General features: G+C 29.2%; 21 protein-coding genes and 1 pseudogene. 10 read left to right on the top strand and 12 right to left on the bottom strand.

The genetic code is table 11. The features are described 5' to 3' along the window. The 6 genes from L8T82_RS05795 to L8T82_RS05770 all read right to left on the bottom strand — a co-directional run bounded on the left by L8T82_RS05795 (position 1) and on the right by L8T82_RS05770 (position 6,371). Complete coding sequence (locus tag L8T82_RS05795) at positions 1-840, bottom strand: septal ring lytic transglycosylase RlpA family protein (protein WP_133319212.1); 840 nt, start codon at positions 838-840, stop codon at positions 1-3. Then, positions 776-1,927: a lytic transglycosylase domain-containing protein gene (locus L8T82_RS05790; RefSeq protein ID WP_133319213.1), complete on the bottom strand. Its 1,152-nt coding sequence runs from the start codon at positions 1,925-1,927 to the stop codon at positions 776-778. The genes L8T82_RS05795 and L8T82_RS05790 overlap by 65 nt, the downstream gene beginning before the upstream one ends. Next, positions 1,927-2,724, bottom strand: coding sequence for a TatD family hydrolase (locus L8T82_RS05785; protein WP_263726089.1), 798 nt, complete (start codon positions 2,722-2,724; stop codon positions 1,927-1,929). The genes L8T82_RS05790 and L8T82_RS05785 overlap by 1 nt, the downstream gene beginning before the upstream one ends. Further along, the gene (locus L8T82_RS05780; protein ID WP_133319215.1) at positions 2,715-3,959 is read right to left on the bottom strand and encodes a diguanylate cyclase; all 1,245 of its coding nucleotides are present in this window, start codon (positions 3,957-3,959) and stop codon (positions 2,715-2,717) included. Before L8T82_RS05780 ends, L8T82_RS05785 begins: the two co-directional genes overlap by 10 nt. A gap of 67 nt (positions 3,960-4,026) precedes the next feature. Further along, complete coding sequence (locus tag L8T82_RS05775) at positions 4,027-5,541, bottom strand: AAA family ATPase (RefSeq protein ID WP_263726087.1); 1,515 nt, start codon at positions 5,539-5,541, stop codon at positions 4,027-4,029. Then, the gene (locus tag L8T82_RS05770) at positions 5,541-6,371 is read right to left on the bottom strand and encodes an NAD(+)/NADH kinase (protein WP_263726086.1); all 831 of its coding nucleotides are present in this window, start codon (positions 6,369-6,371) and stop codon (positions 5,541-5,543) included. Before L8T82_RS05770 ends, L8T82_RS05775 begins: the two co-directional genes overlap by 1 nt. A gap of 85 nt (positions 6,372-6,456) precedes the next feature. On the opposite strand from L8T82_RS05770, the gene aspS reads away from it, so the two are divergent. The 9 genes and pseudogenes from aspS to L8T82_RS05725 all read left to right on the top strand — a co-directional run bounded on the left by aspS (position 6,457) and on the right by L8T82_RS05725 (position 16,744). Continuing rightward, positions 6,457-8,208 carry an aspartate--tRNA ligase gene (gene aspS / locus L8T82_RS05765; protein ID WP_133319218.1) on the top strand — a complete coding sequence of 584 codons (1,752 nt, stop codon included), beginning with the start codon at positions 6,457-6,459 and terminating at the stop codon, positions 8,206-8,208. After that, positions 8,205-8,777 (top strand): adenylate kinase, encoded by a 573-nt coding sequence (locus tag L8T82_RS05760; RefSeq protein WP_220566653.1) that lies wholly within the window; start codon positions 8,205-8,207, stop codon positions 8,775-8,777. Before aspS ends, L8T82_RS05760 begins: the two co-directional genes overlap by 4 nt. Before the next feature lie 10 nt (positions 8,778-8,787). Continuing rightward, on the top strand, positions 8,788-9,306 hold the full coding sequence (gene ppa, locus L8T82_RS05755) for an inorganic diphosphatase (RefSeq protein ID WP_263726085.1): 519 nt from the start codon (positions 8,788-8,790) through the stop codon (positions 9,304-9,306). A 36-nt stretch (positions 9,307-9,342) separates the two neighbouring features. After that, positions 9,343-10,380 carry a hypothetical protein gene (locus tag L8T82_RS05750; protein WP_263726084.1) on the top strand — a complete coding sequence of 346 codons (1,038 nt, stop codon included), beginning with the start codon at positions 9,343-9,345 and terminating at the stop codon, positions 10,378-10,380. Positions 10,381-10,454: 74 nt separating this feature from the next. Further along, complete coding sequence (locus tag L8T82_RS05745; RefSeq protein ID WP_263726083.1) at positions 10,455-13,067, top strand: valine--tRNA ligase; 2,613 nt, start codon at positions 10,455-10,457, stop codon at positions 13,065-13,067. Between the two features lie 3 nt (positions 13,068-13,070). Beyond that, entirely contained in the window at positions 13,071-14,027 is a 957-nt protein-coding gene (locus L8T82_RS05740; RefSeq protein ID WP_263661301.1) for a methionine ABC transporter ATP-binding protein, read from the top strand. A gap of 23 nt (positions 14,028-14,050) precedes the next feature. After that, positions 14,051-14,686 (top strand): annotated as a pseudogene (locus tag L8T82_RS05735) (methionine ABC transporter permease); the annotation flags it as partial. 9 nt (positions 14,687-14,695) lie between these two features. Further along, a complete protein-coding gene (locus tag L8T82_RS05730; protein ID WP_263726081.1) occupies positions 14,696-15,901 on the top strand; it encodes a glycosyltransferase in 1,206 nt (401 codons plus the stop codon). Between the two features lie 72 nt (positions 15,902-15,973). Next, a complete protein-coding gene (locus L8T82_RS05725; RefSeq protein WP_263726080.1) occupies positions 15,974-16,744 on the top strand; it encodes a MetQ/NlpA family ABC transporter substrate-binding protein in 771 nt (256 codons plus the stop codon). Between the two features lie 31 nt (positions 16,745-16,775). Here L8T82_RS05725 and L8T82_RS05720 read toward each other — a convergent pair whose 3' ends face one another. Continuing rightward, the gene (locus tag L8T82_RS05720) at positions 16,776-17,957 is read right to left on the bottom strand and encodes an acetate kinase (protein WP_263726078.1); all 1,182 of its coding nucleotides are present in this window, start codon (positions 17,955-17,957) and stop codon (positions 16,776-16,778) included. Positions 17,958-17,965: 8 nt separating this feature from the next. Continuing rightward, positions 17,966-19,435 (bottom strand): phosphate acetyltransferase, encoded by a 1,470-nt coding sequence (pta, locus tag L8T82_RS05715; RefSeq protein ID WP_318530097.1) that lies wholly within the window; start codon positions 19,433-19,435, stop codon positions 17,966-17,968. 85 nt (positions 19,436-19,520) lie between these two features. On the opposite strand from pta, the gene flgH reads away from it, so the two are divergent. Continuing rightward, positions 19,521-20,222: a flagellar basal body L-ring protein FlgH gene (gene flgH / locus L8T82_RS05710; RefSeq protein ID WP_133319229.1), complete on the top strand. Its 702-nt coding sequence runs from the start codon at positions 19,521-19,523 to the stop codon at positions 20,220-20,222. Between the two features lie 11 nt (positions 20,223-20,233). Here the strand turns inward: flgH and L8T82_RS05705 are convergent, their stop codons facing one another. The 4 genes from L8T82_RS05705 to L8T82_RS05690 are packed head-to-tail and all read right to left on the bottom strand — an operon-like array spanning position 20,234 to position 23,630. Further along, the gene (locus tag L8T82_RS05705) at positions 20,234-21,634 is read right to left on the bottom strand and encodes a Mur ligase family protein (RefSeq protein WP_263726077.1); all 1,401 of its coding nucleotides are present in this window, start codon (positions 21,632-21,634) and stop codon (positions 20,234-20,236) included. Next, positions 21,627-22,370: an alpha/beta fold hydrolase gene (locus L8T82_RS05700; protein WP_263726076.1), complete on the bottom strand. Its 744-nt coding sequence runs from the start codon at positions 22,368-22,370 to the stop codon at positions 21,627-21,629. Before L8T82_RS05700 ends, L8T82_RS05705 begins: the two co-directional genes overlap by 8 nt. A 2-nt stretch (positions 22,371-22,372) precedes the next feature. Continuing rightward, positions 22,373-22,588: a type II toxin-antitoxin system Phd/YefM family antitoxin gene (locus tag L8T82_RS05695; protein WP_087699049.1), complete on the bottom strand. Its 216-nt coding sequence runs from the start codon at positions 22,586-22,588 to the stop codon at positions 22,373-22,375. Between the two features lies 1 nt (position 22,589). Next, positions 22,590-23,630 carry a D-alanine--D-alanine ligase gene (locus L8T82_RS05690; RefSeq protein WP_263726074.1) on the bottom strand — a complete coding sequence of 347 codons (1,041 nt, stop codon included), beginning with the start codon at positions 23,628-23,630 and terminating at the stop codon, positions 22,590-22,592. Positions 23,631-23,638: the final 8 nt, after the last annotated feature.

Below are 23,638 nucleotides of genomic sequence, written 5' to 3'. Positions count from 1 at the left end.
TTACTCTCTTACTATAAACGCACCAGGAAAAGAACCACCATCAACAAAATCCCTTGCCTCTTGCTCGCTTCTAAAGCCTTTTAAAAATACTCTATGTAAACCATCTTTAGCACTTGTTTGTATTGTTGAAGTATAAGAATTATAATTTTTATATCTACTTGCTATTAACTCTGCGCCACTTTTATTTCTAAATGCCCCAATTTGCACCATAAAAGCTCCACCTTGGAAAATATGGCCACTATCAGCAATCTCCCCACTGCTACCTAAATTAGAATTAGTATGCACTGAACCTGAATTTGCACTTGTTCCAAAACCAATTACTTCAAGTCTTACAGGAGCCGTTCCTGCTTGAATCATATCAATATCTCTTGCGGCCATATTAGATAAATCTATAATCCTACCTGCTACAAAAGGCCCTCTATCATTTATTCTTACGGTAGTTTGACGATGATTTTTTAAATTAGTTACCTTTACTATAGTATTCATAGGTAAAGTTTTATGAGCTGCTGTATAAGCATGTTGATCATAAGTTTCACCATTGGAAGTTTTTTTACCATGAAAGCCCGGTCCATACCAACTAGCTATACCATCAGCAGTCTCACCTACTTCTACTACGGTTGGATAATATGTTTTACCATTAATAGTATAAGGTTTCATAGTGCCTTTTAAGCCTGTATTATTATGCTTTATACTTTTAAAATCTCTTTCTGGATAATACACAGTAGGTGTGCTAATAGGCACCATACTACAAGCACTAAATAAAACCCCTACACAACTAACGACTAACGACTTTTGTATGAGAGTTTTTTGGTAATTTTTGAGTAGTTTTGATTTTTGCATTGTTATTCTCCTTAATTTTTAACACAAGTTTTTGATTAATATTAATCAAGTTTCCTTTGATTTTATTATATTCTTTAATGCTTTCAACACTAATTTTATGTTTTTTTGCAATAGTATAAAGACTATCACCCTTTTTTACTATATAAATTTTTGTATGCGGAATAGTTGTATCCACTTTAGCTAGCTTTACATTCTCTAATGCATTTTCCACAGCCACACTTTTGCTTAAAGGAATATACATATAATAATCTTTTTTATCAGGCGGAGTAAAGTCATAATTAAAATGTGGATTATAACGCTTAAATTCATTATAAGACATCTTAGCTACTTTAGCAAGCTCTCTTAAAGAAACACTTGGTGGAACAGGTATTTTTTTAACTTCACTCGATAGAGCATAATTAAGCAAAGCACTATCTTGTGAAATCAAAAAATCATTATTATTAGCCAAAAATGCCATAGTAAGAATTTTTCTAATAAAAATTCTAGTTTCCAATGGTAAATATTTTTTATCAGGATCAAGCAAGATTCTTAAATCATCACTTTTTGCTTTTTTTATAGCTTGGCGTAATTTACCATCACCACAATTATAAGCTAAAATTGCTAAATACCATTTTCCAAACTGCTCTTTTAATTGCTTTAAATAAGCAATGGCTGCATAAGTTGATTTGACTAAATCTCTTCTTTCATCAACATAAGGATCTATTCTTAAACCTAAAGTTTGTGCCGTTGGCTTCATAAACTGCCAAACACCTACTGCTTTAGTTCTAGAAACACTATGAATTTTTAAACCAGATTCTACAATTGCCAAATATAAAAATTCTTGAGGAATATTTTCTTTTTCTAAAATTTTACGGATAATTGGAGTGATTTTATAAAATTCTCTCATAGTATCAACTAAAGTTTTAGAATGCATATTTAAAGAAGATTCTTTAAATTCTAAAAATAACATATCACTAAGATAGCTTGCTTCTATGTCTAAATTTCTTAGAATTTGAGCTTGCTGAGTATAATATTCAGGAGTTACCTGCAAGGCTTTAGCATTTAAACATAATAATACTAATATAAAAAATATAAAGTTTTTTTTCATTATAAACCTTGAAAAAACAAACGATTAGCATTTAAATTCGTAAGTTTTACTACTTCAACTTTAGATAATTTTAAAAGATCAGATATTTTTTGTGCTACAAAATGCGTTAAAATAGGATCGTTTACTTTACCACGATGTGGTTCTGGAGTTAAATAAGGCCCATCTGTTTCCAAAACAAGTTTATCTTTTGGAATTTTAGGTAAAATTTCCACTAATTTTTTTGCATTTTTAAAAGTTAAAACCCCGCCTATACCAAAATAAAATCCTTCACCTGCTAGTTGAAGTAAAAGCTCGCTTGCATTAAAGCAATGCAAAACACCGCCTTGTAATTCTTTTGAGTATGTTTTTAGAATATTAAAGCTGTCTTCATTAGCTTCACGCACATGCACAATCAATGGCTTTTTATATTCAATAGCTAGTTGTATTTGAGCTATAAAAACTTCTTTTTGTCTTGTTTTGATAGTATCATCATTAGTATTTAAACGATAATAATCAAGCCCACACTCACCCACTGCGATACATTTTTTATCATCTACAAATTCTTTTAAAACTTCTAAATCAAAATCATCTATATCATAAGGATGCACCCCACAAGAAAAATACACATTATCATAAGTATGTGCTATCTCTCTTGCTCTTGGTAGATCTTTTATATCTGCACCTGGTATAATGATTTTATCTACACCATTTTCAAATGCATGCGTTAACATCTCATCTAAATATCCAAAATAAGCTTGACTATCTAGATGACAATGAGTATCTATGATTTTTTCGCTAAAATCACAATCTAAAAACATACCTCTACCCTATTTTTTCCATTAGCCTTAGCTAAATCTAATGCCTTTTGTGCGTTATTGAGCAAATCTTGCATTTGGCTTCCTTTGCTACCAAAAGCAACCCCCACAGAGATGCTATAATCAACCTCGTCTAAAGCTATCAAAACGCTTTCTTTGGAAATATTAACTCTTATATTTGAAAAAGCTTTTAAAGCCTCTTTATTGCTTATATTTTTTAAAGCAATGTAGAATTTACCATCTTCAATTCTAGTAGCTAAATCCATACCACGAATTTGATCTTTAATCTTTTCGGCTGTATGTTTTATCACTCCATCACCGCAATCATAACTTAATTCATAATTAATTGTTGCAAGATTATCAATATCAATCAAAGCCAACGCCATTTCTTCATTTTCTTGTATATCTTCTAAATAATCTAAAAATCTTTTTTCAAAAGTAGCATAATCATCAAGTCCTGTTAATAAATCTTTACCTAAACTATACTCATCTAGCAAAACACACTTTTGCATATAATCTAAACAATTATTTACTCTACAATTTAGTGATTCTTTTTGGAAAGGTCTAATCACATAATCATTCACACCTTTTCTAAAAGCTCTTGCTTCTAATGCATCATCTTTATCCCCAACCATAATCACACCAAGTTCTATTTTAGAATATTTTGAGCGAATTTCTACAAGTAAATCTTCCCCATTAATTACCGGCATAGTAGCATCGCAAATTACTAATTTTGTATCAGGATGATCGCTTAAATAGCTTAGTGCCTCTTCCCCATGAGCTGCTGCTAAAACATTAAAAAGCTGATTGTTTAAGTTTTTCTTCATTTCTGCGCGTAAAGTTACATTTGCAATTGCTAAAATTATCTTAGTTTTATTATTTTTTTGAAGCATTCTAATAGAATTTAACATTTCATTAATACAATCTTCACTTTCTTTTTGAATATAATTAATAATATCTTTTTCCATAAATTTTTTACGAGTTTGTCCGTCATTACTTCCTGTAAGAACAATAGCGGGGATATTTTTTTCTAAAACTACATCAACCACTTCACCATTAGGAGCATCTGGTAAACAAAGATCTACAAAAGCCATAAAATAATCATTTTTCAATAAATCTTTTGCACTATTCATATCAAAAGCAACATCTACCTTTAATCCTAAAGTATTTTCTACTTTTTTTGCTAAAAGTTTAGTTAGCATTTTATTATCATCAATGATTAAAATTTTTTCTTCCATGGTAAAACACTCTCTTTAAATAATTTTAAAAAACTAATTATATCATATTGAAATTTACTTTTTGTTTTTAAAGCAAAGTTCTAGTAAATTCTAAAGCTTCTTGGGTAATATTTTCCCCGCTTACCATTCTAGCAAGTTCTTTTACTCTTTCTTCTTTTTCTATCTTTCTTACCTTACTTTCATTTCCTATTTTTTCTACTAGGAAGTGATTGCTTGCTTTTGATGAAAGCTGTGGTAAGTGTGAAATTGCAAAAATTTGATAAAACTTAGCAAGCTCTTTTAAAACTTCAGCTATACTCATTGCTTCTTTACCACTTAAATTTGCATCAATTTCATCTAAAAATATTATCCCACTAGCTTTATTAGTAACATTACATTCAGTTGCAATAAAAGAAAGTCTTAAACGATTTATCTCACCTGAGCTTAAATTTTTCAAACTAGCTTCATTTATATTTAAATTCACTTCATCTTTACCTAAAATACTCAAAGCACAATCTTTAAGCTCTAATTTAATCTCTTTCATATAAAGTTTTTCAAGATAAAAATTAAGTAATTTCTCAAGCTCTTTTAATCTTTTTTTGCGCAAAGTACTTATTTTTTGGCTTTTCTCATCTAAAAGCATTTTAGCATTTTGCACTTTCTCTTCTAATTCTTTTTTTTCAAAACTTAAATTTTCATAATGAGCTAATTCTGCTTTTTTCTTCTCTAAAACTTCTAAGGCTTCTTCTATACTTCCATATTTTGAAATCAAAGAAGAAAGTTTTTCTATCCTATCAAGCACTTCTTCTATATCAAAATCAAAATCATCAAAACTTTGATTTTCCCACACCACCCTTAGTTCATTTAAACACTCTGAAAAAAATGAACTATCAACATCACTAATTTGCAAAGCTTCAATCACTGCTGATTCTAATTCAAAAATTTTGCTTGCCCTGTTCCAAGCTGCATCAATTTTGTCTTTTTTAGAAAGCCTTTTTTTTAAACTCATCAACTCATCAAATTCGCCTATTTTTGGGTTAATACTTTGGATTTTTTGTATTTCAAAGCTTGTAAATTCTTTTAATTCTTCTACCTTTTTTTCTTCTTCTTGAATTTTTTCTAATTTAATTTTATTTTCTATATATTCTTTATAAACATTTTTATATTCATTTAAAAAATCTTTAAATTTCTTATCCTCTTTTGATTGCATAAAATCAAGTAAGTTTAAAAATCTTTCATTTGAAAACTCATTATTTTCCTTAGCTGAAAGATATTTTACAAATTTCTTAGAAAGTAAGGCTAAATTCTTTTTTGAAATAAGTTGATTATTGACAAAATAACGCGAGCTTTTATCTTTTAAAAGTTTAAATACATTTAATTCTTCATTTTCAATGCCAAACTCATCTAATTCAAGCTCATCATTTAATAAAACTTCCACCATTTTAGCTTCGCTCTCACTTAAAGCAAATGCTGCTAAAATAGCCTTAAAAAGCACAGACTTTCCAGCACCACTTAAACCAGTAAAGACAGTAAGTCCCGCTTCTAAGTCTAATTTTGCTTGTTTAAAACCTAAATTTTCGTTGATTAAAATACTTTCTATCATCACTTACCCCAATTTAACTTTTCTTTTAAAACTTGGAAATAATCTCTATCTTTTTTATGTATAAAACTAAGTTCTTTCTTGCTAAGCCCTATAAGAATTCTATCATATTCTTTAGGATTAATCACTTCTTGCCCATCTAAATACAGCAAACAATGCTCAACTTTTAATTCAAGCTCAAAACCATAAGGTAAAACTATAGGTCTTTGGGTTAAAGAATGAGAACAAACCGGAGTTAGAACAAAAATTTTACTCCAAGGATGTACTATAGGTCCACCTGCACTAATATTATAAGCAGTTGAACCACTTGAACTAGCTATGATTAAACCATCTCCATAATAAGCATTAAAAAGTTTATTTTCAAAGAAAACTTCCACATTTGCCATTAAAGCATTATCGCGAGAAAAAACCGCGTCATTAAAAGCAAATTTTTTAATGATTTTATTCTTTTTACAAAGCGTTATTTGAAGCATTTTAGCTTTTTCTATTTTAAAGTCATTTTTAAAAAAATCTTTAAAAAAACTTTCTACTTCATTAAAAGAAAAAGCAGTTAAAAAACCTAAATTTCCTGCATTTATCCCCAAAATAGGCTTTTTTGCTTGATAAGCTTGCCTACATAAAGACAAAAGCGTGCCGTCCCCACCTAGAGAAATTAAAAAATCTAATTTCTGTAAATCTTTAAGATTATTTTTTTTCTGATCTAATAGCACAAGCTCTATATTTTTTTGCAAAAAAATTGTTTTTAAAAAAGCAATTTGCTCATTTAAATTTGTATTTAACCTGCAAAATAAGCCTACTTTTTGAATTTTTTCTATATTTATACATTTTTTCATAAAAAAATTATAACAAAACTTAGCTAAGCAAAAGAATAAAATACTATAATAACAAAATTGAACAAAATTAAGCTAAGGAAAAATTTTGAGAACTCATTATAATACAGAGCTTAACATACAAAATGTTGGCGAGGAAGTAACATTATGTGGTTGGGTAAATTCTTACCGTGATCATGGAGGTGTAATTTTTATCGATCTTAGAGATCGTAGCGGACTTATACAATTAGTATGCGATCCAGCGGATAATCAAGAAGCACATAATATAGCTTCATCAGTAAGAAATGAATATGTTTTAATAGCACAAGGAAAAATTCGCCCACGCGGTGAAGGACTTGTAAATCCAAAATTAAAAACCGGAGAAATAGAAGTTGTTATAAATAAACTTACTATTGAAAATGAAAGTGCTGTAGTACCTTTTGCTATAGGCGATGAAAGTGTAAATGAAGAATTAAGATTGAAATATAGATTTTTAGATTTAAGAAGCAAAAAACTTTATGATAATTTTGCTCTAAGATCAACTGCTTGTATAGCAACAAGAAATTCTTTAGCAAAAATGGGATTTTTAGAGGTTGAAACCCCTATTTTAACCAAAGCTACTCCAGAAGGCGCAAGGGATTATTTAGTACCATCACGCGTACATCAAGGTGAATTTTATGCCCTACCTCAAAGCCCTCAACTTTTCAAACAACTTTTAATGTGTTCAGGATTTGATAGATATTTTCAAATTGCAAAATGTTTTAGAGATGAGGATTTAAGAGCAGATCGCCAACCTGAATTTACTCAAATAGACATAGAAATGAGTTTTTGTGAACAAAAAGATATCATAGCTATGGCAGAAAATTTACTTAAAGATATTTTCAAAGCTTGCGGAAAAGAAATTAGCATACCTTTTAGGCAAATGAGTTACAAAGAAGCTATGGAAAATTATGGCTCTGATAAGCCTGATTTAAGATTTGATATGAAATTTATTGATGTGATTGATATTTTTGCAAAATCAAATAATGAAATTTTTGCAAATATCGCAAAAGACACGAAGAAAAATCGTATTAAAGCTTTAAGAGTTCCAAAAGGCGATACGATTTTTTCTAAACGCCAAATGCAAAGATTTGAAGAATTTGTGCGTAAATTTGGAGCAGCAGGACTTGCATTTATACAAATGAAAGAAGATGGTCCTAAAGGCCCACTTTGTAAATTCTTTAGCGAAGAGGACTTAAATGCTTTAATCCAAAGATGTGAATTAGAAGTTGGTGATGTAGTATTTTTTGGTGCAGGGATTAAAAAAACTGTGCTTGATTATATGGGCAGATTTAGATTATTCCTTGCTGATGAAATGAAAATTATCGATGAGGATAAATTAGAATTCTTGTGGGTTATTGATTTTCCTATGTTTGAGCAAAATGATGATGGAAGCTATTCTGCAATGCACCATCCATTTACTATGCCAAAAAATATTGATGAGCAAGACTTAGAAGAAATTAATTCTATTGCACATGATGTAGTGTTAAATGGTGTAGAATTAGGTGGTGGTAGTATAAGAATTCACAAAAGTCCTATCCAACAAAAAGTATTTAAGCTTTTAAATATTGATGAAGAAGAACAAAGAAAGAAATTTGGCTTCTTACTTGATGCATTAAGTTTTGGAGCACCACCACATGGTGGTATAGCAATAGGCCTTGATAGACTTATTATGCTTTTAACAAAATCTTCAAGTATTAGAGAAGTTATAGCATTTCCTAAAACACAAAGAGCGCAATGTCTTATGACTCAAGCTCCAAGCGAAGTAAGCAATGAACAAATGAGAGAACTAGGTATAAGATTAAGGGAGAATACTAAATGAAACAATTATTTTTAATCATAGGTGCACCAGGTAGTGGTAAAACAACCGATGCAAGCATCATAGCTACAGATGATGCAAGCATTACTCATTATTCTACAGGCGATTTACTAAGAGCAGAAGTGGCTAGTGGAAGCGAACTTGGAAAGACTATTGATAGTTTTATTTCTAAAGGAAATTTGGTTCCTTTAGAAGTGGTAGTTAATACTATCATCACTGCTTTAAAAAATGCACCAACTAATACTATATTAATAGATGGTTATCCAAGAAGTGTTGAACAAATGCTTGAGTTTGATAAGGTATTAAAAAATCAAAGTGAAGTAATTTTAAAAGGTGTGATAGAAGTTAAAGTTAGTGAAGAAGTTGCTAGAGAAAGAGTTTTAGGGCGTGCTAGAGGTGCTGATGATAACGAAGAAGTTTTTAATAATAGAATGAAAGTTTATTTAGAACCTTTAGAAGAAATAACAAATTTTTATACTAAAGAAAATATCCACCATGTAATCAATGGTGAAAGAAGTATTGAAGCTATCGTAGCTGATATGAAAAATTTAATCAATGATTTATTAAAATAAAGGATAAAAAATGGATATTAGCAAAATCAAAGTTGGAGAAGTACCAAATAAACTTAATGCAGTTATTGAAATTCCTTATGGATCAAACATTAAATACGAACTTGACAAAGAAAGCGGAACCATCATGGTTGATCGCGTGATGTATTCAGCTATGTTTTATCCAGCAAACTATGGTTTTATACCAAATACTCTTGCAGATGATGGCGATCCTATTGATGTTTTAATATTAAATGAATATCCTATCCAAGCAGGAGCTGTGATTCCTTGTCGTTTAATAGGGGTATTATTAATGGAAGATGAAAGCGGTATGGATGAAAAATTACTTGCTGTTCCTGTAAGTAAAATAGATCCAAGATATGATAATATTAAATGTTTAGATGATTTACCAAAAGCAAGCCTAGATAAAATCAAAAATTTCTTTGAAACATATAAAATGCTTGAGCCAAACAAATGGGTAAAAGTAAAAGAATTTGCAGGTATTGAAAAAGCAAGTGAAATTTTAGAAAATTCTATTAAAAATTATAAATAATCAAAGTCCTTTTGAGGACTTCACAAAGGATAAAAAATGAAAAGTATTATTGCTTTTAGTATAGCTTTTGTGGTGCTAATAGGCGCTAGTATTGGTTTTTATATGTGGTATTTTGAAGATGATTCAAATACTTATGTATATGATTATAAAAAAAGTAGTTCTTATCAAAGCTACACTCCGCCAAGTACTCAATACAATCAAGAAAGAAATAATATAAGTGATAATACTTATTATCCATCACAGCAAATAAATCCGGAGTCTTTAAAAGAAGAAACTCCAGTACAAAATAATCCTACCATAGATGAAAATACAAGCACTCAAGAAGTCGCACCAACAACCCAAACAAATATAGCTGAAGTTTCTAAAAATGAAACTATTACTCCTAAAGTAGCCCAAGAAGAACAAAAAGTTCTCGTTGAAAACAACAAACAAACAAGCATAAAAAAAGAAAAAACAACAAAATATAAAAATACTATGCAAGAATACATTACAAAAGGTAAAACTAGCAGATATGAACCAAGATTAAGTAATGATTTTGTTAAAGTTTATGTATTGGATGGAAAAAGTTTAAGTGATTATAGGGTTGATATGTTAAAAGAAATGATCAATCCTGTTAAAATTAATTCTCAAGATTATAATTTAACGATTTTTATCGATATGCTTTCAAATGACAATATGAAACTAAGCATATATAATAAAGATATTGTTTTTGCTAAAAATAAGAAAAAATACAATTATGTAGATGTTAAAATTTCTGATTTAAAATTTTTATTTGAAAGAAATGGATATAGTGAATACAGCAATGAAAATCTACTTGAAAAAATCAATCAAAATCTAGCAAGAGAAGATATACTCAAAAGAGTTAAAATTCAAGGTTATGCAGACGATAGAGGTAGCACTTTTGCAAACTATATGATAGGATTAAATAGAGCAATGAATGTGGCTAAACATTTCTTTAGTTTTACTGAGGTTATAGAAATAAAATCTTTGGGAAAAGACACCTATCCTACTAAAGATAAGTCTGATTCTCAAAGACAAAATAATCGTAAAGTAGAAATTAGTTTTTATAACTAATTTCTAAATTTCAAAACTTCTTTAACAATTTTAAGCTAACATAACAATTTATTTTCATTCTCAAGGTAGCAATTATGTATGATAAATCACTAGAAAAAGAATATTATAAAATTTGCGAAGAACGCGGATATTTTGAAATCAATGGTAATGAAAAAATTCAAGAAAAAGGTAAAAACTTTTGTATTATGATGCCACCACCTAATGTAACAGGTGTTTTGCATATAGGTCATGCTCTAACTTGTACTCTACAAGATATCACAACGCGTTATAAAAGAATGGATGGTTACAAAACTCTTTATCAGCCAGGACTTGATCATGCAGGGATTGCAACACAAAATGTTGTAGAAAAACAACTTTTAGCTCAAGGCATTAAAAAAGAAGAACTCGGTAGAGAAGAATTTGTAAAAAAGGTATGGGAATGGAAAGAGCAAAGCGGTGGTACCATAGTTAAGCAAATGCGAATTTTGGGTATCACTCCTGCTTGGAGTCGTTTGCGTTTTACTATGGATGAGGGTTTGGTAAATGCAGTAAAAAAAGCTTTTGTAGATCTTTATGATAAAAAGCTTATTGTACGTGGAAATTACATGGTAAATTGGTGCACTCATGATGGAGCATTAAGCGATATAGAAGTAGAACACAAAGAAAATAAAGGAAAATTATATTATTTAAAATATTTCTTAGAAAATTCTCAAGAATATATCGTAGTAGCCACCACAAGACCAGAAACTTATTTTGGTGATAGCGCTGTGATGGTTAATCCAAACGATGAAAGATTTAAGCATTTAATAGGCAAAAATGTCATTTTACCTTTAATAGATAGAAAAATTCCTATTATTGCTGATGAGCATGTGGATATGGAATTTGGTACAGGCTTTGTGAAAGTAACCCCAGCACATGATCATAATGACTATGAAGTAGGCTTAAGACATAAACTTGAATTTATTACCATCTTTGATGAAAAAGGTATCTTAAATGAACATTGCTTGCATTTTAAAGGCTTAGAAAGATTAGAAGCAAGAAATATTATTATAAAAGAATTACAAGAAAAAGGTTTTGTTGAAAAAATAGAAGATTATACTAATCAAGTAGGATATTGCTATCGTTGTAAAAATGTGGTTGAGCCATATATTTCTAAACAATGGTTTGTAAAAAATGAAATCGCAAAAGAAAGTATAAAAAAAGTTAATCTTGGTGGAAGTAAATTTTACCCTGCACATTGGATTAATAGTTTTAATGCTTGGATGAGGGATTTAAAAGATTGGTGTATTTCAAGACAACTTTGGTGGGGTCATCAAATTCCTGTGTATTACTGTGAATGCTCTCATGAATGGGCAAGCGAAGAAACTCCAAGTCAATGCCCAAAATGCCAAAGCACTAATTTCAAACAAGATCCTGATGTTTTAGACACTTGGTTTTCTTCAGGTCTTTGGGCTATGAGTACTTTAGGTTGGGGTAATAAAGACTGGGGTAAAAATACACTTTGGCATGAAGATGATTTAAAAGACTTTTATCCAAATTCTTTATTAATCACTGGTTTTGATATTTTATTTTTCTGGGTTGCTAGAATGATGTTTCAAAGCACTAATGCCTTAGGTGAACTTCCTTTTAAAGATATATATTTGCATGCTTTGGTTAAAGATGAGCAAGGTAGAAAAATGAGTAAGTCTTTAGGTAATGTCATTGATCCTGTGCAAAGTGTGGATGAATATAGTGCTGATATCTTGCGTTTTACTCTTGCTCTTTTAGCTATCCAAGGTAGAGATATAAAGTTAAGCAATGACAAACTCATACAAGTTAGAAATTTTACCAATAAGCTTTATAACGCAAGTAAATTTTTACTCTTAAATGAAGAAAAATTTGAAGATTTAGATAAAAGCAAAATTCAAACTAACTTAGCAAAATACATGCTATCTCGTTTTGAAGTATGCGTAAAAGAAACAAGAGAAAATTTAGACAACTACCGTTTTAATGATGCGGCAAATACTTTGTATAGATTTTTCTGGGATGAATTTTGTGATTGGGGGATTGAGCTTAGTAAGGCTGAAAAATCAAGCATAAAAGAGCTTGGAAGTATTTTTAAAGAAGCATTAAAGCTTTTAAATCCTTTTATGCCATTTATTAGTGAGCATTTATACCATGAGTTAAGTAAAACTTCTATCCAAACTCATGAATCTATAATGATTTCAAAATATCCTAAATTTAATTCTAGAAATGAAAAAATAGAAAAATTATTCAATATCATTATAGAAAGTATAGTGAGTTTACGCCGTGCAAAAACCTTAGTAGAACTTGCAAATGCAAAAATTCAAAAAGCTTGTATAAAATTAAACGATGAGAGTTTAATGGCTGAGTTAAAAAATTATATTAATTTCATCTCAACACTTGCAAAATGTGAAAACATCGAGTTTATCAATACAAATTTAGAAAAATCCATTAGAGATGTAAGCGAGAATTTAGAAGTATTTATACCAACCCAAGATCTTGATTTAAGCGGTGTTTTAAATAGACTTAATAGTCAAAAAACAAAACTTGAAAAAGAATTTAACAAGCTAGATGCTATGATGAAAAATGAAAAATTTATCTCTAATGCACCTACTGCAGTCGTTGAGCAAAATAAAACTCAACTTGAAAGCATTAAAACTCAACTTGAAAAAATCAATGATGAAATTTCTAATTTAGAAGGCTAATAAGTGATAAAAATACAAAATCTTAAAAAATATTATGGCAAAGAATTAGTTATAAATGATGTTTCTTTAGAAGTTAAAGAAGGAGAAATTTATGCTCTTGTTGGACACAGCGGGGCAGGAAAATCAACTTTGCTAAGATGTATTAATGGTTTAGAAAATTATCAAAGTGGTAGTGTGGAAGTTTTTGGTAAAGAAATAGCTACTTTAAAAGAAAAAGAGTTAAGAGTATTTAGAAAAGATATAGGGATGATTTTTCAGCATTTTGCACTTATGAGTAGAAAAAATGTATTTGAAAATGTAGCTATGCCTTTAGAAATTCATAATTTTGACAAAAGCACAATTCAAAAAAGAGTTAATGAACTTTTAGATCTTGTGGGACTTTTAGCTAAAAGCAAAGCTTATCCAAATGAGCTAAGTGGTGGGCAAAAACAAAGAGTAGCCATAGCTAGAGCCCTTGCTTTAAATCCTAAAATTTTACTAAGTGATGAGGCCACTTCTGCGCTTGATCCAAATACTACAAATAATATTTTAGAACTTATTGCCAAAATCAATCAAGAATTTAACATCAGTGTAGTATTAGTAACTCATGAAATGGAAGCAGTAAAACAAATAGCACAAAAGGCTGTATTATTAGAGCATGGACAAATCATAGGTCAAGGGAAAATCGAAGATTTATTCTTAAAACCAAGTGAAAAAATGCGTGAATTTCTAGGGGAAAGTGATTTTTTACCACTAAATGGAGTTAATGTGCGCTTATACTTTTGCAAAGAAAAAGCAAACCAAAGCATTATCACTCATATGGCTAGAAGTTTAAATATTGATTTTAATATAGTTTGGGGTAAGATAGAAAAACTAAACAACAATGCTTTAGGAAATTTGGTGATCAATATAGAAGCTAAAGATCAAGAAAGAGTTTTAAATTATTTACAAGAAAATGGCGTTATTTGGGAGCTTGTGTAATGAACTTAGAAACAATTTTAAGAAATTTTGAAAATATACTTTATCCGGCATTACTAGAAACTCTTTATATGAGTTTTACAGCCACTTTTTTAGCCTTTTTAATCGCGCTTATCCCTGCAATTGTGCTTACTATTACTGATAAAGGTGGCTTATGTGAAAACAAAAGCATTTATAGCGTGCTTGATTTTATTATCAATATTTTAAGATCTTTTCCATTTTTAGTACTTATTGTAGTTTTAAGTCCTTTTACAAAATATCTCATTGGTATTAGCATAGGAACAACTGCTACCATAGTACCACTTACCATAGGAATTGCGCCTTATTTGGCCAAAATGATTGAAAGTGCTTTTAAAGAAATTGATCCTGCTATCATTGAAGCAGCAAGATCTTATGGAGCTAGCAAAGCACAAATTATCTTTAAAGTTATGTTTAGCGAGGCTTTACCGAGTATTATTAATGGTATTACTTTAATTTTGATTATTGTTATTGGTTTTTCTGCTATGGCAGGAACTGTTGGTGGTGGTGGTTTGGGTGATGTGGCTATTCGCTATGGTTATGAGCGCTTTAGAACTGATATTATGATTCAAACTGTTGTGATTTTAATTATACTAGTGCAAATCATACAATTTATAGGAAATATTCTTTATAAAATTACCAAAAGATAAACAATGAAGCATAAACTTGGTATCTTACTAGCAGCGACTAAAAATTCAAGTTTTACCATAGGAACCTTGCTCATTAACATCATGGATGTTATGGGTGAAAAGGTAGATGTGTTTTACATTTTACATGATGGTTTTAGCTTGAACGATCAAAATATCATGCAAAAAATTGTTAAAAACAAAACAATTAAATTTATTCTTTTTACCCAAGAAGATTTTTTAACCACTCTTGATAAAAATCAAAACGATATTAATAATTTATTTTTCTTAAAAAGATGGACGCATATGGCTTTTGCAAGATTTGAAGCTTTTAAGTTTTTAGATGAATGCGAAAGTATTATCTATCTTGATTTTGATGTTTTACTTTTAAAAAGTATAGATGAACTTAGTAAATTAAGAGCTAGAAAATATCATTTTGGTGCAAGATTAGGTAAAACTTTACTTCTTGAAAGCTTACCTACAAAAAAAGAGTATCATCAAAAACGTACATATTTAACTGGAATTTTAGTCTTTACCGATCTTATACCAAATCCTTTAAAATGCTATCAATTTATATATAAACATTTAAACGAAAACATTCATAATTTAAACGATCAAGGATTGTTTACACTACTAGCACTAGAATACAAATTTAAAATAAAAGATTTAAAAGATACTTATAATGGAAATATTGATTATAGAACTAACTTATCACAAAATGCTTCTATAACACATGCAGAAGGTAGCAACAATCGTTTTTGGAATAATATTTTATGCAATCAAACATGGCCTAAATGGCAAGAATACTATGAAAAATGGTTAAAATTTGGAGGAAGTAGATATTTAGATGGAATAAAAGCTACTAATACTCAAGCAAAAGCAAGAGTAAGATATCATTTATCATACAAACTAGGTTATGCCTTTATAGAGTGTGCTAAGAATAAGAAAAAAATTCCTTTTTTACCTTTTACTCTACTAAAGATTTATTACAAACACACAAAACTAGCTAAACAATACCAAAAAGATTTGAAAACAAAACCTTACCTTAAACTTCCACCTTTATCAAGCTATGATGATTACAAAAGCGAAGGCATTAAAAATCAAAATACTTATTCTTATAAAATTGGAAAAGCCCTTATTAATGCTCAAAAAAGTTGGTATAAAGGTGGTTATATAAAATTTATAAAAGAACTTAAATGCTTTTCTAAAGAATATAAAAACAAACAAAAATAAAACTTTTCTCATCTTATTAATATTTTTACAATATAATCAAACATTTTAAAAAACTATAAAAAAGGAGTTAATATGAAATTGTTAAAATTGCTCGCTGTAAGCACAATTTTAGGTGCAAGTTTATTTGCTAATGAAGTTATCACTGTAGGTGCAACACCTGTGCCTCATGCTGAAATTTTAGAACAAACTAAAGATTTATTAAAAAAAGAAGGTTACACATTAGAAATTAAAGAATTTAATGACTATGTTTTACCAAATCTTAGTACAGATAATAAAGAACTTGATGCGAATTTCTTCCAACACCAACCTTATTTGGATGAGTTTAATGCCAATAAAGGCACAAAATTAATTAGCGTTGCAAAAGTTCACATTGAACCAATGGCTGTTTATTCTAAAAAATATAAAAATATCCAAGATCTTCCACAAAATGCTACTATAGCTGTACCAAATGATCCGACAAATGAAAGCAGAGCTTTAGATATTATCGCTAGTACTAAACTAGTTAGTTTTAAAAATATCGCATTAAAAACTCCACTTGATATTAAAGATAATCCAAAAAATATCAAATTTAAAGAGTTAAAAGCAGCACAACTTCCAAGAGCTTTAGATGATGTTGATTTTGCAGTGATTAATTCAAACTATGCTTTATCGGCAAATTTAAATCCTGTAAAAGATTCTATTTTAATAGAAAGTAAAGAAAGTCCTTATGCAAATATCTTAGTAACTACCCAAGATAATAAAGATAATCCTAAAATCAAAGCTTTAATAAAGGCTTTGCAAAGTCAAAAAGTAAAAGATTTTATCAATGAAAAATACCAAGGTGCTGTAGTTCCTGCATTTTAAAACAAGCCTTGAGTTTAAAACTCAAGGTTATTTATTTTTTAATAAGTTCTGTGGTAATTTTAGCTATTTCTAATTCTTCTTCTGTTGGAATAATTAAAATTTTAATTTTAGAGTCTTTTTTACTAATCTCACCATTTCTAAGTTGTGTATTTTTATCTAAATCTATATCAAATCCCAAATGCGCTAGTCTTTGACAAACTTTTGCTCTAACAATATTATCATTTTCTCCAATACCAGCTGTAAAAATCAACGCATCGACTCTAGGTAAAATCGCAAAATATGAGCCAATATATTTACTCAAACGATAACAAAACATATCAAGAGCAAGTCTTGCTTTTTCGTTATTTTCTTCAATTTGTGCTTCAATATCTCTAAAATCATTAAACCCACAAATTCCATAAACACCACTTTTTTTATTCATTATAGTATCTAAATCAGATGGATTTAAATTTAATTCTTTTGCTAAAAATGGCAATACAGCAGGATCAATATCACCACATCTAGTTCCCATAATCAAACCTTCTAGTGGAGTAAAACCCATAGAAGTATCTACGCATTTTCCATTTTCTATAGCACAAACACTCGCACCATTTCCAAGGTGAGCGCTAATTGCATTAAATTCATTAATATTTTTACCAAGTATATGTGCAGCTTGTTTACTTACATAAGAATGTGAAGTACCGTGAAAGCCGTATTTTCTAACTTGGTGTTTTTCATAAAACTCATAAGGCAAAGCATACATATAAGCATAATCAGGCATGCTTTGATGAAAAGCTGTGTCAAAAACTGTCACATTGGGAACTTTTGGAGCTGCTTTTATCATAGTTTTAATACCTATTAAATGTGCAGGATTATGTAAAGGTGCTATATGAGAAACCCTATCAATTTCTTTTAAAATTTCATCATCTACTAAACAATGTTTAGTTAAATTTGGACCTCCATGAACTATCCTATGTCCGCACCCATCAAGCTCATTTAAATCATGTAAAATTCCACTTTGAGCAAATAATTCATTTACTAATTCAATACCTTGTTCATGATCTTTAATTGCTAATTCTTTTTGGTATTTTTGACCACTTTTTAGATCTTTTAGTTCTATTTTAGAGCTTTGCTCGCCTATTTTTTCCACTAAACCAGATGCTAGGGCTTCATCTTTTTCAAAAAGCTTAAATTTAATTGAAGATGAGCCTGAATTTAAAACTAATATTTTCATTTTTCTCCTTATTCTTGTGCTTGAATAGCACTTAAAATCACAGTATTAACAATATCTTCCACCAAGCAACCTCTACTTAAATCATTAATTGGCTTTTTAAGACCTTGTAAAATCGGGCCAATAGCTAAAGAATTTGCTGTTCTTTGTACTGCTTTATAGCAAATATTTGCCGCATTTAAATCAGGAAACACATATACATTTGCCTTTCCTGCTACTTTAGAATTTGGCATTTTACTTTTTGCTGTTAGCATATCATATGCTGCATCAAATTGTATAGGACCTTCTAGCTCAAGTTGAGGATATTTTTCTTTAGCTATTTTAGTAGCTTCTTTAATTGCATCCACGCTAGCTCCACTCCCACTATCTCCACTAGAATATGAAAGTAAAGCCACTTTAGGTTCAAGTCCAAAAGCCTTAGCACTATTTGCACTCACATAAGCAATTTCAGCAAGTTGTTCAGGGGTTGGATTTGGCATAACAGCGCAATCAGCAAAAACCAAAACCTTATCTTCTAAAGACATAAAAAACATACCAGAAACCAAACTCACATCAGGTTTTGTTTTGATAATTTGCAAAGCAGGACGAATAGTTTCAGCAGTAGTTGTACTTGCACCACTTACCATAGCATGGGCTTTTTGAGTATGTACAAGTAAAGTCGCAAAATAAGTTTTATCTTGCACGAGTTTTTTAGCTTCTTCTTTACTCATACCTTTACTTTTTCTAGCTTCATATAAAAGTTCTTCAAATTCTTCATTATATTGAGAATTTTTAGGATTTATAATACGCACACCATCGATATTGATATTTAAACTATTAGCTTTCGCACAAATTTCATTGCTATCACCTAGCAAAATCAAATCAACAATTTCATTTTGTATTAAAAATTCACTAGCTTTTAATACTCTTTCATCAAAACTTTCAGGTAAAACTACTATTTTTTTATCTACTTTTGCTTTTTCAAAAAGCTCATAAGAAAATCTTGCCTGAGTTTTATAAGTATATTCTTGTAATAAATCTTGAGTAAAATCTTCATTTTCTTTTAACAAAACAAAGTCGCTAAGCTTTTGGCTTAGTAAAAAATTTAACATAGTATAATTTTCATCTTGACTTTTTGCATACAATGGAGCGTTTAGCTCTTTAGCTAAGGCTATATTTAAACTTAAATCCCCCATCAAGCCAAAATCATCTACTCCAACTACTATAGTAAAATCATTTTCTTTTTTTGTTTTCTCAAAATCTTCAATAATCTTTTTAAAAAAATCATTTAAATTTTGAGTGAATTTACCTTGATACTCATTTTTTTCAAAACTACTAAAAAAATCTATTTTAAGATTTCTTTTTGTGCAAAATGAAGTAATTTTTTCTTTATTTTTTTCACAAAAAACAGGAAAGTAAAAAGCTATTTTACCTCGTACCTTTTCTAAACACTGCTGCAAAAATTTTTCATCAATGCAGTTTAACAAAAACATAGATTTCATTTTTTCCTCTTTATTTAACAAAATAATTGTTTTTTATAATATAATTATTTTAAAATTCATCATAATAATATAAGGTTATAAAGCTATGAAATTTAAAAATGTTAATTTTTACTTGTTACCTTTTGTAATGTTTGGCTGTAGTGCCACAGTTGATCCACATATTAATATGAAACCACCTACTTATGTAGAAGAACTAGCTCCTAAGCAAAATCATAATACTCAAAGCAATCCTGGATCGCTGTTTGGTAAAGGAGATAACCCTTTATTTTCTGATAAAAAAGCAATGAATGTAAATGACTTGGTAACCGTAGTCATTAGAGAAAATGCTACACAAAATTCACAAGGCTCTAAATCTACAAGCAAAAACAACAATGTAAATTTAGGCGGTGGACAAATAACTACAGGTGCTGGACTTAGCAAAGTTAGAGATTTTGTTAATGACTATACAAATATAGGCTATACCACAGCAAGTACTTCACAATATCAAGGCACAGGAAGCCAAACTAGAAGTGAAAATTTCCAAACTACAATTTCTGCTAGAGTAATTAAGGTTTTATCTAATGGAAATTATTTTATAGAAGGAAGTCGTGAGCTTTTAATCAACGGAGAAAAACAAATCATTCAACTAAGTGGGGTTATAAGACCTTATGATATTTCTCAAGATAATATGATAGATAGTAAATATATAGCTGATGCAAAGATTCTTTATAAAACCGAAGGCGATATAGACAAATCTACACGCAAGCCTTGGGGGACAAAATTTATGGAGACCATTTGGCCTTTTTAAGCTAAATGGTTTTACATAAAACTTGGCGCATCATTGGAAAATAAAATCAAATCCCCATTTTGAGTTAATCTTGATAAAGTTTGCACAAGTTGAGATTTTTCTTTTAATACATAAAAATCTAATGTGATATGTTTTTGTAAAATCGCGCTATTAGCCTCTGAAGTAATAATCACAAAATCAAAACATTCATTAATAATTTTACATAATTTTATATTTTCTTCTTCATTAACTTCAACTATACCAGGAGTTACTAAAACTCTTCTTCCTTGATAGCTTTTACAAAGCTCATAGCTTTGACTCATACCCTTAAAATTTCCATTAAAGCCATCATCTATGATAAATTTAGGCTCTTTAGAAATCACTTGCAAGCGATGTTCTACTGCTTTTAAATTCGATACGCTTTTTGTAATATTTTCTATTTTAATTCCTAAATAATGTGCAAGCAAAATACACACGCTAATATTATAAGCATTAAAAGCACCTAGTAAATTTGCATGAAAGTCATAAATACTATCATCTAATCTTATTTTAAAATCCAATCCTTCCAAACTTGCCCTAACATCACTTAAATACTCATCATAAAATTCATTTTCATATAAGGTGCTTGAGTGCAAAAAGTATTTTTCTAAACGCTCGGATTTTAAAGCTTGCAACTTAGCTTTGCGGATATTATCTTGAGTTTTAAAATATTCCAAATGCGCCAAACCAATCTCACCTACTATGCAAATTTGAGGATTTAAAAACTCTGTAATTTCTAAAATATCATTTTGCTCTCTTGCACCAGCTTCTACAATATAAATTTCAGTATTATTTTCCAAATTTTCATTGATATCTTTTACTATACCCATAAAAGTATTAACACTTCTTGGAGTCTTATAGCACTTAAACTCATCTTTTAAAAGTTCGTATAAAAAATTTTTTATACTTGTTTTTCCAAAACTTGCAGTTATTAGAATAATTTTTAAATTTGGATTATCACAAATCTTTTTACTTGCTTTTTTTATAAAACTTTTCTGATTAATTTTTTCCACAAAAAAGCTTAATAAAAATGTAACTACCAAAGCTTCTAAACCTATCCAAAAAAATGGCATAAATATCAAGCTAAAAAGTAACAAAAATAAAAAATAACGCTTAATCCTAGCAGTAAAAACTAGCTTTTTATCTAAATTTTTATATAAATATCCACCATATAGTAAAGATAGAGTAAAAACTATAAAATATAAATAAAAATTTCCACTATACAAAAAAAATACAAAAGCAAAATAAGGAATTATTAAAAAATACAAATGCCATAAAGGTTTGGGAAAGTGTAAAATTATGCGTGAAAATTTATAAGAGTACCATTGTAAGGCTAAAATCAGATAAAATCCAAGTAAAAAATTTAAACTTAAAAAAGCTATCATACTAATCATTTTTTAAAAATTCCTCATGTATTTTTTCATTTATAAAATCAGCATGTTTTAAAAAGAAAAAATGATCCCCATCTAATGCAAAAAATTTCCCTTTTTGTGCTAAAGAATGGATAATTGCTCCGCTTTTTAAAGGTGTAGCCTTATCTTCATTACCCCAAAAAATCAAAATAGGATTTTTAAGCTTTTGAAATTCATTTTCTAAATTTTCATTAACAACCTTTTTAAAGGTTTCATACATCACTTCATTCATGCCTTGAGCGTCTTTACTAATAAAAAATTTCCTCCAAAAATCCCCATAAGGGAGATTTTTCAAAATTTTAAACAAGGCTATTTTAAACTTCACTTTAAAACTTTTTGGTAAGACCACGCCTGCACTAGAAAGCAAAATCAAACCTTGAAAATTAGCATTTTGGCACATAATAGTCGCAACTTTTCCGCCAAAAGAATGCCCCATTAAGTAATCTGTTTTTTGCTCAATTGTAGTTAAAAAGTCTTCTACAACCTTTGCATAAGCGTAAGAATCCATAGGTGCATCTATACTTGAATTTCCAAAACCAGGTAAATCTAAATAAATTTGCTTAAAATCACTCAAAGGCTTTTCAAAAGCTTGTTTCATAAGCTCTTTATTAGCACCCCAACCATGTAAAATAAGAATTGTTTTTTCACATTTTGGATTGATGATTTCATAACTTAAATTATAAAAATACCCATTAGAATATACTCTAGTTTTTGCCATTTCTAGCCTTTTTTATCTTTGTAAATCTTTTCTAAAAGCATCACAGCTTCATTTAAACGCTCATATTCTTCAAAATTCAAAAGTACAGCTTCAAATTTATTGTTTTTCACAATCACTACTCTACCATTTTCACTTTTTTTTGTTTTTTCAAGCATAGTGCTGAAATTTCTTACCACTTCAGTTGCAGTATAAATTTCATCTTTGCTAAAAGTAGCCATATTATAATTTACCTTTTTGTCCATTAATACTATGAATAAAAGCATAATCAATCTTAATTTGCTTTTCAAATTCTATATTTTTAGCTAGACTATTAATTACATTAGTAAAATCTTCAAATAAATAATTTGCTAAAGATCCTGGATTTGGATTGATCTCATTTAAATAAACCTCATCATCTATCACAAAAAAATCACAGCGAATCAAAGCTCCTTTAAATAAAGGATTATAAATTCTAGTAAAATTATCCCTTAATTTTTGTTTTAATTCTTCACTAATATTTGCTTCACTTACTTTAGAACTTTCTGAAAAACCTAAATATTTTTGTTCAAAATCTAAAATTTCATTTTTTCTAGGCTCTTCAATAATAGAAAATTCCATTTTTTCATCTATCATACAACCTGCTAAGTTATATTCTTTAATATTACTTACAAATTGTTCTATCACAACATCCTCATCAAATTCAAAAGCAACATCTTTGGCATACTTAAGCTCGCTTTCATCTTTAACTATGCTTATACCTATACTACTACCTAATCTTGCAGGCTTTAAAATACAAGGAAAATCCAAAGATACATTTTGCTCTTTATGCAAATTTAAAACCTTATAATCAAGTGTTTTCACCCCTACGCTTTGTGCATAAAGTTTAGTTAAAACCTTATTAAAAGATAAAACACTAGCTTCTATGCGTGGGCCTATGTATTTTATACCATAAAAATCAAGCAAAGCAGCTATTTTGCCATCTTCACCATCTTTTCCATGTATGATATTTATCGCTATATCAATGTCAAGTTTTTTCTCACCTAACATAGTTTTTATAAAAAACCCACCCTGCTTTAACACCAAAGCTTTTTCTTTTTTATAAGCACCGCTGCTAAAAGTTTTTGCATTCATTTTTTCTTCATCTATAAGAAAAAATTCCTTATTTTTATCACAAAATATAAATTTTTTTTGTGCTTTGAGTATTTTTTTTAATACCACAGCACTTACAATGCTAATTTCATGCTCATAAGAATTTGCACCAAAAATTACACCATATATCATTATATTTT

The sequence above is a fragment of the Campylobacter sp. IFREMER_LSEM_CL292 genome (assembly GCF_025771615.1).
In the GTDB taxonomy this organism is placed as follows: domain Bacteria; phylum Campylobacterota; class Campylobacteria; order Campylobacterales; family Campylobacteraceae; genus Campylobacter_D; species Campylobacter_D lari_D.
This window is presented reverse-complemented; position numbering and strand designations above follow the sequence as displayed.

Coding starts and splice junctions, on each gene's coding strand:
- L8T82_RS05795 (WP_133319212.1), bottom strand. CDS start 840: ATGCAAAAATCAAAACTACTCAAAAATTACCAAAAAACTCTCATACAA.
- L8T82_RS05790 (WP_133319213.1), bottom strand. CDS start 1,927: ATGAAAAAAAACTTTATATTTTTTATATTAGTATTATTATGTTTAAAT.
- L8T82_RS05785 (WP_263726089.1), bottom strand. CDS start 2,724: ATGTTTTTAGATTGTGATTTTAGCGAAAAAATCATAGATACTCATTGT.
- L8T82_RS05780 (WP_133319215.1), bottom strand. CDS start 3,959: ATGGAAGAAAAAATTTTAATCATTGATGATAATAAAATGCTAACTAAA.
- L8T82_RS05775 (WP_263726087.1), bottom strand. CDS start 5,541: ATGATAGAAAGTATTTTAATCAACGAAAATTTAGGTTTTAAACAAGCA.
- L8T82_RS05770 (WP_263726086.1), bottom strand. CDS start 6,371: ATGAAAAAATGTATAAATATAGAAAAAATTCAAAAAGTAGGCTTATTT.
- L8T82_RS05760 (WP_220566653.1), top strand. CDS start 8,205: ATGAAACAATTATTTTTAATCATAGGTGCACCAGGTAGTGGTAAAACA.
- ppa (WP_263726085.1), top strand. CDS start 8,788: ATGGATATTAGCAAAATCAAAGTTGGAGAAGTACCAAATAAACTTAAT.
- L8T82_RS05750 (WP_263726084.1), top strand. CDS start 9,343: ATGAAAAGTATTATTGCTTTTAGTATAGCTTTTGTGGTGCTAATAGGC.
- L8T82_RS05745 (WP_263726083.1), top strand. CDS start 10,455: ATGTATGATAAATCACTAGAAAAAGAATATTATAAAATTTGCGAAGAA.
- L8T82_RS05730 (WP_263726081.1), top strand. CDS start 14,696: ATGAAGCATAAACTTGGTATCTTACTAGCAGCGACTAAAAATTCAAGT.
- L8T82_RS05725 (WP_263726080.1), top strand. CDS start 15,974: ATGAAATTGTTAAAATTGCTCGCTGTAAGCACAATTTTAGGTGCAAGT.
- L8T82_RS05720 (WP_263726078.1), bottom strand. CDS start 17,957: ATGAAAATATTAGTTTTAAATTCAGGCTCATCTTCAATTAAATTTAAG.
- pta (WP_318530097.1), bottom strand. CDS start 19,435: ATGAAATCTATGTTTTTGTTAAACTGCATTGATGAAAAATTTTTGCAG.
- flgH (WP_133319229.1), top strand. CDS start 19,521: ATGAAATTTAAAAATGTTAATTTTTACTTGTTACCTTTTGTAATGTTT.
- L8T82_RS05705 (WP_263726077.1), bottom strand. CDS start 21,634: ATGATTAGTATGATAGCTTTTTTAAGTTTAAATTTTTTACTTGGATTT.
- L8T82_RS05700 (WP_263726076.1), bottom strand. CDS start 22,370: ATGGCAAAAACTAGAGTATATTCTAATGGGTATTTTTATAATTTAAGT.
- L8T82_RS05695 (WP_087699049.1), bottom strand. CDS start 22,588: ATGGCTACTTTTAGCAAAGATGAAATTTATACTGCAACTGAAGTGGTA.
- L8T82_RS05690 (WP_263726074.1), bottom strand. CDS start 23,630: ATGATATATGGTGTAATTTTTGGTGCAAATTCTTATGAGCATGAAATT.